At 38.9% G+C, this 11,326-nt stretch carries 9 protein-coding genes and 1 pseudogene; 6 read left to right on the forward strand and 4 right to left on the reverse strand.

The window, feature by feature from the left end; translation table 11 throughout:
- Positions 1-455: 455 nt before the first annotated feature.
- Positions 456-671 (reverse strand): hypothetical protein, encoded by a 216-nt coding sequence (locus BBP83_RS10590; RefSeq protein ID WP_068888290.1) that lies wholly within the window; start codon positions 669-671, stop codon positions 456-458.
- A gap of 161 nt (positions 672-832) precedes the next feature.
- Complete coding sequence (gene tkt, locus BBP83_RS10595) at positions 833-2,821, reverse strand: transketolase (RefSeq protein WP_068888292.1); 1,989 nt, start codon at positions 2,819-2,821, stop codon at positions 833-835.
- Between the two features lie 705 nt (positions 2,822-3,526).
- On the opposite strand from tkt, the gene metK reads away from it, so the two are divergent.
- From metK to BBP83_RS10620, 5 genes and pseudogenes are all read left to right on the forward strand, one after another.
- On the forward strand, positions 3,527-4,693 hold the full coding sequence (gene metK, locus BBP83_RS10600; protein WP_068888294.1) for a methionine adenosyltransferase: 1,167 nt from the start codon (positions 3,527-3,529) through the stop codon (positions 4,691-4,693).
- Between the two features lie 252 nt (positions 4,694-4,945).
- Positions 4,946-5,269, forward strand: a pseudogene (locus BBP83_RS15675) (SMI1/KNR4 family protein); the annotation flags it as partial.
- Positions 5,270-5,408: 139 nt separating this feature from the next.
- Positions 5,409-5,753 carry a hypothetical protein gene (locus BBP83_RS10610; RefSeq protein WP_068888295.1) on the forward strand — a complete coding sequence of 115 codons (345 nt, stop codon included), beginning with the start codon at positions 5,409-5,411 and terminating at the stop codon, positions 5,751-5,753.
- Positions 5,754-5,889: 136 nt separating this feature from the next.
- On the forward strand, positions 5,890-6,591 hold the full coding sequence (locus BBP83_RS10615; RefSeq protein WP_068888297.1) for a VIT1/CCC1 transporter family protein: 702 nt from the start codon (positions 5,890-5,892) through the stop codon (positions 6,589-6,591).
- Positions 6,592-6,713: 122 nt separating this feature from the next.
- Positions 6,714-7,925, forward strand: coding sequence for a YeeE/YedE family protein (locus BBP83_RS10620; protein WP_068888298.1), 1,212 nt, complete (start codon positions 6,714-6,716; stop codon positions 7,923-7,925).
- Between the two features lie 50 nt (positions 7,926-7,975).
- Here the strand turns inward: BBP83_RS10620 and BBP83_RS10625 are convergent, their stop codons facing one another.
- Positions 7,976-8,497 carry a hypothetical protein gene (locus BBP83_RS10625; RefSeq protein ID WP_068888300.1) on the reverse strand — a complete coding sequence of 174 codons (522 nt, stop codon included), beginning with the start codon at positions 8,495-8,497 and terminating at the stop codon, positions 7,976-7,978.
- A 202-nt stretch (positions 8,498-8,699) separates the two neighbouring features.
- Between BBP83_RS10625 and BBP83_RS10630 the strand changes: the two genes are divergently transcribed.
- Entirely contained in the window at positions 8,700-9,743 is a 1,044-nt protein-coding gene (locus tag BBP83_RS10630) for an NAD(P)H-dependent flavin oxidoreductase (protein ID WP_068888303.1), read from the forward strand.
- Between the two features lie 275 nt (positions 9,744-10,018).
- Here BBP83_RS10630 and dusB read toward each other — a convergent pair whose 3' ends face one another.
- Positions 10,019-11,062 (reverse strand): tRNA dihydrouridine synthase DusB, encoded by a 1,044-nt coding sequence (gene dusB, locus BBP83_RS10635; RefSeq protein WP_068888305.1) that lies wholly within the window; start codon positions 11,060-11,062, stop codon positions 10,019-10,021.
- Between the last annotated feature and the right edge of the window lie 264 nt (positions 11,063-11,326).

Consider the following 11,326-nt stretch of genomic DNA (forward strand, 5'->3'; position numbering starts at 1 on the left):
TTGATAAAAAATACATCACATCCACTTTTCTCATTAAACTAACTATTCAAGGTGGCTTATCATCGACCTATAATCTATGACAAACTTCTATGCTGTTACATTGAATTAGATGCAACAATTATTTTCTGCCCTTTTGGTAAGGGAGTAGAATAGATCTGGGTCACATTACACATGAATGCAGACAACAAAGGGATTCAGATTGAATCTATTGAAGTGAATTTAATACTAAACGCTGAAAGTGATTCAACGGCAGAGCAGAACTGTATTTGCCTAAAATTACTTTAAAAAATTATGTTACTAACAAGCAAATATAAGCGCTTATTTAAAGTTACTAAGAACTGCTCTGTTCCCCAATAAGTTCTTATATTCAAATACAGACGAAACCTATCTTCTAGACTTTCGCAAAATTTTGATAAAATTAAAGCCCCAATTGGGGCTTTGGTATTTTTAGGGCTTTATAACTTTTCAACTAACACACGGTCAACTTGCTTCAGACCTGTCGTTTTTTCACGATTTTGTCGACGAACTTTAATTACTTTCTCTTCGTCCAAGTCTTTTAGCATCAATACAACTGCCATCATAGACTCAAGTGGAATATCTTGACCAATCCACTTTTGTTCGCCTGCGTCCATTAAAGTGATTTCATCACTAATTTGCTCATAAAGGCTCATGTTTTCCTCACTTTGGCAAAATTTGCCAATTATGCTGAATACTTCAATGAATGACTAAATTTTAAACCTTTAATTTTTAATCATTCGTTGAAATATCGTTATTTCAAAAATAAAAGACGCCCCAAATACTGGAGCGCCTTTTAACAATGTACTTTAAAGTATTAAGCTGTGATTTCTTTTACAGCAGCAACAACCGCTTCAGTGGTAATACCAAAGTGTTGATACAAATCTTTCGCAGGTGCAGATTCGCCATAAGTTGTCATACCAATTACACGACCATCTAGACCAACAAATTTCCACCAGTAGTCTACATGTGCAGCTTCAACAGCAACACGCGCACGAATGTCAGCAGGAAGAATCGCTTCACGGTAAGCTGCATCTTGCTTCACGAACTCTTCAGCACATGGCATAGACACTACACGTACACCATTAAGTTGTGCGTAAGCTTCCATTGCCAATGACACTTCTGAACCAGTCGCAATAATAATGGCTTTTAATTCACCTTTTTCTTTCGCTAAGATATAACCACCTTTCGCAACATCTGCAATTTGGGCATCTGTACGAGTTTGGAATGGCAAGTTTTGACGAGAGAAAATAAGTGCCGTTGGCCCTTCTGAACGTACAAGTGCAGATTTCCAAGAAATTGCAGCTTCAACAGTGTCACATGGGCGCCATGTATTTAAGTTTGGTGTACCACGTAAAGAAGCAATTTGTTCTACAGGCTGATGCGTAGGGCCATCTTCACCTAGACCAATTGAGTCATGCGTATATACATGAATCACACGTTGCTTCATCAACGCAGACATACGTACTGCATTACGCGCATATTCCATAAACATGAGGAATGTTGCAACGTAAGGAATGAAACCACCGTGTAGTGCAACACCATTGGCAATAGCAGTCATACCGAACTCACGTACACCATAGTGTACATAGTTACCCGCAGGATTGTCCTGAATGCCTTGTGCACCTTTCCAAAGTGTTAAGTTTGAACCCGCAAGGTCAGCAGAACCACCTAAAATTTCAGGAAGCAATGGTGCAAATGCTTGAATGGCTGCTTGGCTGGCTTTACGTGTTGCTACGGTTTCAGCTTTTGCATTTACTTCTGCAATGTATGCATCTGCTTTAGCCACAAAATCAGCAGGTAAATCGCCTGACATACGACGTTTAAGTTCAGCCGCTTCGGTTGGGTATTTTGCAGCATAAGCAGCAAACACTTCATTCCAAGCTGCTTCAGATTTCGTACCTTTGTCTTTTGCATCCCATGCAGCATAGATATCTGCTGGAATTTCAAATGGGCCTTCTGTCCAACCCAAAGCTTCACGTGTTAATGCAATTTCGTCGTTACCTAAAGGCGCACCGTGGCAATCTTCTTTACCTTGTTTGTTTGGTGAACCTAAACCAATAATTGTTTTACAAATAATTAATGTTGGTTTTGCAGTTTCAGCTTTTGCTTCCAAAGTTGCAGTACGTAATGCTTCTGCATCATGACCATCAACTTTAAGTACTTGCCAACCGTAAGCCAAGAAACGTTGCTCTGTATCGTCAGAGAACCAACCTTCTACTTCACCGTCAATTGAAATACCATTGTCATCATAATAAGCAACAAGTTTGCCTAGACCCAATGTACCTGCCAATGAACATGCTTCATGAGAAACACCTTCCATTAAACAACCATCGCCTAAGAAACAGTAAGTGAAGTGATCTACAACTTGAATGTCATCTTTATTGAATTGCGCAGCTAAAGTTTTTTCAGCAAGTGCAAAACCAACGGCATTAGCAATACCTTGACCCAATGGACCAGTCGTTGTTTCAATGCCTGGTGCATAACCTAATTCAGGATGACCCGGCGTTTTTGAATGTAATTGACGGAATGATTTTAAATCGTCAATTGAAAGCGCATAGCCAGTCAAATGTAGTAATGCATACTGCAACATAGAGCCATGACCATTCGATAATACAAAACGGTCACGGTTTGCCCATTGTGGGTTGGTCGGGTTGTGATTTAAGAAATCACGCCATACCACATCAGCGATATCTGCCATCCCCATTGGAGCACCTGGATGTCCTGAATTTGCTTTTTGCACAGCGTCCATTGCCAATACACGAATTGCATTTGCAATACGACGTTCGTTAAGCGGGGTTGTCATAGGTCAGAGTCCACAAATGGTTTAAAGAGTAAGATGAATAGAATTCAAAGATAGCTGTATTGTCTTAAAAAAAGCGGAATGGGTAAAGCCTAATGGGCAATATTTCGCTATTTATTCATCCGTAGCTGTATGGTTGGGTGCTTATTGCTCACTTTCAAGTCAATCTGCTTTGAATATTTATTATACAGCACTTCTTTTGTCTGACCATCGAATAAAAACCATCTTAAAATAAAGCCGATATTTCTGGGTTAAAGACAATTAAAAGACCATGTATAAAGAAAACCACTTAAAACCCATCTTTAAACTTCTAAGCGTTTCTTTTGTAACATCACCAAAAAAACTTGAGTTAAATTTGTTTTTTGCATATCCACTAAAAACTAAATTATTTAAAATCAATCATTCACTATATTCCAATCTAATACGTCGCACATAAAAATCGATTAGAACAAGGTTTTCAAAGATAGTCATATTCAATTCCTCAAATTCACTAGAAAATTGATTTGATCGCTACAATTTAACACTCATCATCTGCTTTGTTAGAAAAATTGATCCAATAATTCCTGTATATCAGTTTTATAAATGCACTTATCAATTAAAAAGTCATGAAAATGAATTAATTTTAGCCATTTTGGTCATGTTGAGCTAGTCCTCAAGGCAAACTCGATGTAACATATTGCGTCTTTAAAATTAACTGTGATAGGACTTATGCGCGAGTACGCTGTATTTACCTCGGAATCTGTAAGCGAAGGCCATCCGGATAAAATGGCTGACCAAATCAGTGATGCTATTTTGGATGCAATCTTAAAAGAAGACCCATATGCACGGGTTGCTTGTGAAACGCTTGTCAAAACGGGAGCGGTAGTACTTGCCGGTGAAATCACAACAACTGCAAACATTGACTTCGAAGCGATCGTTCGTAACACTGTAAACGGCATTGGTTATCATCATTCAGACTTAGGTTTTGATGGTTCGACCTGTGCTGTGATTAACATGATTGGTAAACAATCACCTGAAATTGCTCAGGGTGTTGACCGTCAAAAACCTGAAGATCAAGGTGCCGGCGACCAAGGCTTAATGTTTGGTTACGCAAGCCGTGAAACTGATGTTTTAATGCCGGCTCCAATTTCATATGCACATCGCTTAATGGAAAAACAAGCTGAGCTACGTAAACAAGGTAAATTAGCTTGGTTACGTCCAGATGCCAAAAGCCAAGTGACTTTTGCGTATGAAAATGGCAAGCCAGTCCGTTTAGATGCTGTAGTTCTGTCTACTCAGCATGACCCGTCAATTACTCAAGCACAGCTTAAAGAAGCTATCATTGAAGAAATTGTGAAAAAAGTGATTCCTGCTGAAATGTTCCATGCAGGCACTAAATTCCACATAAACCCAACGGGCAAATTTGTTATTGGCGGCCCTGTAGGTGATTGTGGTTTAACAGGTCGTAAAATTATTGTTGATACGTACGGTGGTATGGCACGTCACGGTGGTGGTGCTTTCTCTGGTAAAGATCCATCGAAAGTTGACCGCTCTGCTGCTTATGCAGGTCGTTATGTTGCAAAAAATATTGTGGCGGCTGGTCTTGCAGACAAATGTGAAATTCAAGTGTCTTATGCCATTGGCGTCGCTGAACCCACTTCAATTTCAATCAATACTTTCAACACAGCTAAAGTGTCTGAAGATTTGATTATTGCTTTGGTTCGTGAACACTTTGACCTACGCCCGTATGGTATTACGCGTATGCTTAATCTGATTCAACCAATGTATCAACAAACTGCGGCCTATGGTCACTTTGGCCGTGAAGGTTCAGATTCTGCATTTACATGGGAAAAAACAGACAAAGTTGAAGCACTTAAAGCATCAGCGGGTCTGTAATTTTTACAAAATTTTAATTAAAAGAGCCTGCATTTTTGCAGGCTTTTTTTAGGCTAAATGTTGTGCTCATTTGAGATTATTTGACACAATCAAGTTTTCAGCATATCTATACATGACCATCACCTTCTCAGTATTACACTTATGCCTTTTCCATTAGAACTCAAATATATTGAAATTACTGAAGAACAATTTGGCTTCAAATTTCCAGAAAAATACAAAAATAAAATGCAGTAATAAGAAAATGGCGGTGAATTTAGAGTCACTTTTTCAGAAACAACAAATGCCGATGAAATAGAGCCTTGGTGGCTTTTCCCTTTTCAAGATAGTAGCGAGATCAAACACATTAAGCGCACGATGAATCACCTCGTTTATGAGAATCAATCTATTCAAGACATGAGTGACTTTCCTACAAACAGTGTTGCTATTGCTTTTAACGACTGTGGTGACTATCTATTGTTATGCTCAGTAGATGAGATTCATCTTGAAGAAAAAATTTACCTCTGGCGTCATGAAGACAGCGAATCTGTCTACCTTCTTGCTAATTCTATTAACGTATTAATCCCAATAGAGTCATGAATGAAAGCCATTTTATTCAATTTTTCCCGTTGACAAAAATTACACTTAATCAACAATTTTAGATCGATTTATGATTGTTTTTTCAGCTAATATGTTTTCAACCCATGCTACGGGTATAACAAAAAAGAGGAAGATCAAAATGAATAAACTACTTATCGCTTTAGGCCTTGTTGCATCTGTTGCTCTTGTTGGTTGTAATAAAGAGAAAGCACCTGAAACAGGTGCAACAACAGGTGAACATATCGAAAATGCAGCTGATCAGGCTGCTCATGATCTTAAAAATGCTGCAGATCATGCAGCATCTGAAACAACAGCTGCTGCAGACAATGCGGTTGCAAAAATTGATGCAGCAACAGAAGAAGCAACTGCAAAAACTGAAGCTGCAGCACATGATGTAAAAGAAGCAACTAAAAATGCAACTGCTGACGCTGCGGCAGCCATTGAAAAAACTGCGAGTGATGTCAAAGAAAAAGCACATCAATAAGTCTTTTCCAAATAAAAAAGCCCTCTCAATGAGGGCTTTTTTACAGGTTATTTATATAAATTATCAATGTGAAAAATTCCATTTCCCCTGTATGCAAAAGTTGCATATCATATAAAAACTTTATAAGAGTATAAAAATGTCTTTTTCTCACCATAGTGAACAGCACTATATTCATCGAACAGGATGGTTGAGAGCCTCTGTATTAGGGGCCAATGATGGCATTATTTCTGTCACCAGTTTAATTATGGGTATGGCTGCCAGTGGTGCGTCTACACAAACCTTACTCATCACTTGTATTGCAGGGTTAATTTCTGGTGCAAGCTCTATGGCAGCCGGTGAATATATCTCTGTAAAATCACAAGAAGATATTGAAAAAGCCGATTTAGATATGGAGCATCGTGAGTTACAACGTCATCCAGAAAATGAATTAAAAGAATTAACCCAGATTTATATGATGCGTGGGCTTGACCCTGAACTCGCGCATGAGGTGGCTGTACAGTTGACCGAAAAAAATGCTTTGGAAGCCCATGCTAGAGATGAAATTGGTATTCATGAAAATACTGCAGCTAAACCTCTTCAAGCGGCGGGCTCATCTGCATTGGCTTTTTCTTTAGGCGCCCTGTTTCCAATGTTTTCTATATTGCTCAGCCCTGAACAGTATATTGAGTCTGTTGTAATGGTCGTTGGTGTACTCTCACTGGCTTTATTAGGTGCTCTTTCCAGTTATGTTGCAGGAACCTCACCGCTTAAGGGAAGTTTACGTGTCATGTTATGGGGAATTATTGCCATGCTCTTTTCTAGCTGGATTGGTTCATTATTTAATATCACACCGCTTTAATTCATCAAATAAACTGATATCCTAAATCAGATATACACACTTTGTATTTGAATATAATATACTTTTCATGTTTATAAAGTGCGTACAATATCCCGACTTATTCACTTTGTATTCTTTCTCTCATGTCTGTTATTGCTGCACCAGCCAATCGATCAAATACATCGATTTGGGTGGCTTTCATCTTATTAATTGTTGGCACAGTGGGTGCTTATTACGTTGTAGGTTTAACGCAGGCATTATTGTTCCTCATTGGTGGTGCATTAGGCATGACGCTGTATCATGCATCATTTGGCTTTACCTCAAGCTGGCGTGTCTTTATTACAGAACGACGCGGGCGTGGTCTACGCGCACAAATGATCATGTTGGCCTTGGCTGTTCTGCTCTTCTTTCCTGCACTGGGTGCGGGGGAATTGTTTGGCAATCCTGTAAAAGGCAATGTTAGCCCTGTTTCTATGTCTGTGATGATTGGTGCCTTTATTTTTGGTATTGGCATGCAATTGGGCGGTGGCTGTGCTTCGGGAACCCTTTATACTGTCGGTTCTGGCAGTATGCGTATGATTGTCACCTTAGTCTTTTTTTGTACAGGGTCATTAATTGCCACGACACACTTAGACTGGTGGTTTAATTTACCACATTTAGCACCTATTTCTGTGGTTCAAAGCTTAGGTGTCGCTCCTGCTTTAGTCATCAATTTTATTTTATTTGCATTAATCGCCTTTGCGACCATTTACTTTGAAAAGAAACGTCACGGTAGCTTAGAAGTTGAACCGAAAAGCCAACATCAAGGCTGGAAACGCTTTATTCGTGGCCCTTGGCCTTTAGTTTGGGCTGGTATTCTCCTTACCTTATTAAACTTCGCAACTTTGTCACTGGCAGGTCGCCCTTGGGGTGTCACTTCCGCACTTGCCGTTTGGGCTGCAAAAACAGCCAGTTTTGCAGGGATTGATGTCGCCTCTTGGAGCTATTGGCAACAACCCGCCAATGCCAAGGCATTAAGTGAATCACTTTGGTTTGATATCACCTCTATGATGAACTTCGGTATTATGTTGGGGGCCTTATTAGCCGCTGGCCTTGCAGGAAAATTTGCACCGAATTTCAACATTCCAAAACGCTCTTTAATTGCAGCCATTTTAGGTGGTCTGTTATTGGGTTATGGCGCGCGTTTAGCATACGGTTGTAACATTGGTGCCTATTTCAGTGGTATCGCTTCTGGCAGTGTACATGGTTGGTTATGGCTAGTTTCTGCTTTTATCGGTAACAGCATTGGCGTAAAACTCCGCCCAGTTTTCTTCCCAGATGAACGCCCTGCACCTGAAAAATTAACGGGTTGTTAAACCCGAAAAAAAGCCCATCAAGTGATGGGCTTTTTTTTCGTATCTTCAAATTAAGGATTTAATGCACCACGTAAATTACAACCAAATCCCATCAATTGTTGCGCATGTTTGTAAGTGCTGTGCTCTTCTAAAATGAAGGTATAAAATTGATCTGTATTTTCAAATTTATGCTTTAAATCTGCTTGAGGTGCATTATTCATTTTTACATCATTCAACAAATTTAAGTTGTAATGCCCTAAACGATACAGTTCATTAAAGTACGTATTCATCATCGTACAATACGCCTCTTTCGTTGGCTTTAAAGAGGTTGAGCTCACCGCATGTAAACTTAACGTTTTCAAATCATTTGTATCAAGTGCAGACTGATCAGAAAATGCAATATATTCTTTTTTCTTAAATTTTTGATAATCCTGCGCCAACTGCTGATTTAACAGATTGATTTTTTGCTGTAATTCATCAGCATTTTTTACCCGATACACAGCAGGATCAATGACCGCTTTCTGTGGCTTCTCTGAAGAACACGCACTAAAAAATAGACTCGTTAAAATTGTTAAGGCAAATATTGGCTTCATGATTACTCAATTATTTCACACTTTAAATCTTGCTTGTATTATGCATAAAATGACTATTAAATCGATTTTTCATTTAAATTATTCCTTTGAGTAAATAGCCATATCGTTCAACCCTCCCACTATTCCTAGACAAAATAATGAGTATTATTTGCCAAACTTTTAAGGCATAGGCACAGTAAGCAATATATAAGGAGTTTCACTTATGACTTTATTAGAACAATTAGCAATTAAACATGCTATTTTTTTAGCACCAATGGCAGGTGTATCTACTCCTGAATTAGCAGCAGAGGTTTCAAATCAGGGGGCATTTGGTTCACTTGGTCTAGGTTCAAATACCCCAGAAACTGCACGTCAACAAATTTTAAAAACCCAATCTTTAACCGATCAGCCTTTCCAAGTCAATTTTTTCTGTCATCAAAGCAAGGCTTTAAATGATCAAGTTGCACAGCAATGGATTGAATATCTAACCCCACAATTTCAAAAGTATGGCACGCTTCCGCCAAAACAACTTCACAATATTTATCCTAGTTTTCTAGATAATGATGATTTTTTAAATGTGGTATTAGAAACCAAACCTAAAGCCGTCAGCTTCCATTTTGGTATTCCACATGCACATCAAATTCAAGCCTTAAAAAAGGCAGGCATTTTAACGATGGTTTCTGCCACCAATTTAGCCGAGGCTAAAGCAATTGAGGCTGCAGGCATTGATATAATTATTGCACAAGGGATTGAAGCTGGTGGGCACCGTGGAATTTTTAATGAGTCCTTTGACAGTAGCATTAAAACAGCTGATTTAGTTCAGCTACTTAAACAACATACTCAATTACCTATTATTGCAGCTGGTGGCATTATGTCTGGCCAACATGCCAAAGTATTACTTGATCTTGGCGCAGATGCGGTACAACTAGGCACAGCTTTTGTCCAATGTAAGACGTCTAACGCGAATACGGCGTATCGACAGGCTTTATTTAATCAGCCCATTACGCAAATTACGGCCAGTATTTCTGGACGACCTGCACGTGGACTGATTAATCATTGGCACATGCAAATTGATACACCAAACCGACCACCCGTTGCGACCTACCCATATTGCTATGACTTAGCCAAACAGTTGAATGCGATAGCCTCTAAGCAAGGTGATTATGGTTTTGGCGCATTTTGGGCCGGAAGTAATGTTGCTGAAATTCGTGAGATGACAGCACCCGATTTAATCAATCAACTGGTTTTAGAGATGAACATGCACTGACATTAAAATGCATCTTTGACCACATAAAAATTGTGCAAGAGATTCAGATTAACTCTGAGGCTCTTGCACTTTACAAAGAATGCAACAAGAGGACTATTTTTAGAGGCTTGACCTGCAACCCAAACATTTAAATCAGGCTTCAAAAGTATCTAAAAGTCTGACTGAGCCATCTATAAAGATAGAACAACTATAAGCAACGACACTCGATTTTCGTTAAAACAGACAAAAATACAAATTCAAGAAATTAAATTCGTATTTAAATCTATTCTTTACTCTTAATTTTCTAGCAAATTAATCGCTTCAACCTGTACATCGCTCATGATTTCACCATGAATAAGTAAATGATTAAAATAGTCTTCCACCACTTTAAATTGTTCTACTGTCGTTTCAACCTTATACATATTTTGACGAAATTCATTACTTGAACGAAGCCCTTTGGTATACCACGCAATATGTTTACGCGAAATACGACAGCCTGAATATTCACCATAGAATTCATACAGTTCTGCTAAATGCCCCAAAAGTACTGTTTTCACTTCTTCAATACTGGGTGCTGCTAAATGCTCACCTGTCATTAAATAATGACCAATTTCGCGAAAAATCCACGGCCTTCCTTGTGCCGCACGGCCAATCATTACCGCATCTGCACCAGTATAATCTAAAACATATTTGGCTTTTTCTGGGCTGTCTATATCGCCATTGGCAATAACTGGAATACTTATGGCGTCTTTTACATCTTTAATCAAAGAATAGCGTGCTGTATTTAAATACATATCTTCGCGTGTACGACCATGCAATGCTAAAGCTGAAATTCCTGCTTCTTCAGCGCGTTTTGCCACTCGCATAATGTTCTCATGACCATTTAAATAGCCCAATCGAGTTTTTAATGTGACGGGTACATCTACTGCATTGACCACCGTATCTAAAATACGCGCCACCAAGTCTTCATCTTGCAATAGTGCTGAACCCGCCAGTTTATTACAGACTTTTTTGGCAGGACATCCCATATTAATATCGACAATTTGTGCGCCATTTGCGACCTGATAACGTGCAGCTTCGGCTAAATCTTGCGGGTCTGAGCCGGCAATTTGTGCAGAAATTGGTGCAATTTCTCCATCAAAATTAGCACGATATAAGCTTTTTTTACTCATACGTAATGTTTTGTCTGAAGTCATCATTTCACTGACAGCGTGCCCTGCACCAAAGTACTTACACAGTGTTCGAAAAGGCCGATCAGTGACTCCTGCCATTGGCGCAACCCATAGCTTCTTGTCTATTGATTTATCAAATAGGTCTTTAATTACTGTATGTTGCGCCATGAATATGTCCAAATTTTGCTATTACCGTTAACAAACACGATGCTTAAGAAGAAATACAGCTTACTTTGCACTGACAGCCAATAGATCGTACAAGGCATCAAAGTAAATTTGTGGGAAAAATGCTGAATACAACTTGTTAAAGCGTATCTTCAATACAAGGTTCAATTTGAATAAAACGGAGAGGTTTCAATTTTCAGCAAGTCTAAATCTTTCTTAAAAAAAACTCTAGCAAATGCTAAAATTTAGGTCTTTGAGATACTTTCT

The organism is Acinetobacter celticus, assembly GCF_001707755.1.
In the GTDB taxonomy this organism is placed as follows: Bacteria; Pseudomonadota; Gammaproteobacteria; order Pseudomonadales; family Moraxellaceae; genus Acinetobacter; species Acinetobacter celticus.

Bases quoted from the DNA above. Each gene is read 5' to 3' on its own strand.
- BBP83_RS10590 (WP_068888290.1), bottom strand. From the start codon at position 671: ATGAGCCTTTATGAGCAAATTAGTGATGAAATCACTTTAATGGACGCA.
- tkt (WP_068888292.1), bottom strand. From the start codon at position 2,821: ATGACAACCCCGCTTAACGAACGTCGTATTGCAAATGCAATTCGTGTA.
- metK (WP_068888294.1), top strand. From the start codon at position 3,527: ATGCGCGAGTACGCTGTATTTACCTCGGAATCTGTAAGCGAAGGCCAT.
- BBP83_RS10610 (WP_068888295.1), top strand. From the start codon at position 5,409: ATGAATAAACTACTTATCGCTTTAGGCCTTGTTGCATCTGTTGCTCTT.
- BBP83_RS10615 (WP_068888297.1), top strand. From the start codon at position 5,890: ATGTCTTTTTCTCACCATAGTGAACAGCACTATATTCATCGAACAGGA.
- BBP83_RS10620 (WP_068888298.1), top strand. From the start codon at position 6,714: ATGTCTGTTATTGCTGCACCAGCCAATCGATCAAATACATCGATTTGG.
- BBP83_RS10625 (WP_068888300.1), bottom strand. From the start codon at position 8,497: ATGAAGCCAATATTTGCCTTAACAATTTTAACGAGTCTATTTTTTAGT.
- BBP83_RS10630 (WP_068888303.1), top strand. From the start codon at position 8,700: ATGACTTTATTAGAACAATTAGCAATTAAACATGCTATTTTTTTAGCA.
- dusB (WP_068888305.1), bottom strand. From the start codon at position 11,062: ATGGCGCAACATACAGTAATTAAAGACCTATTTGATAAATCAATAGAC.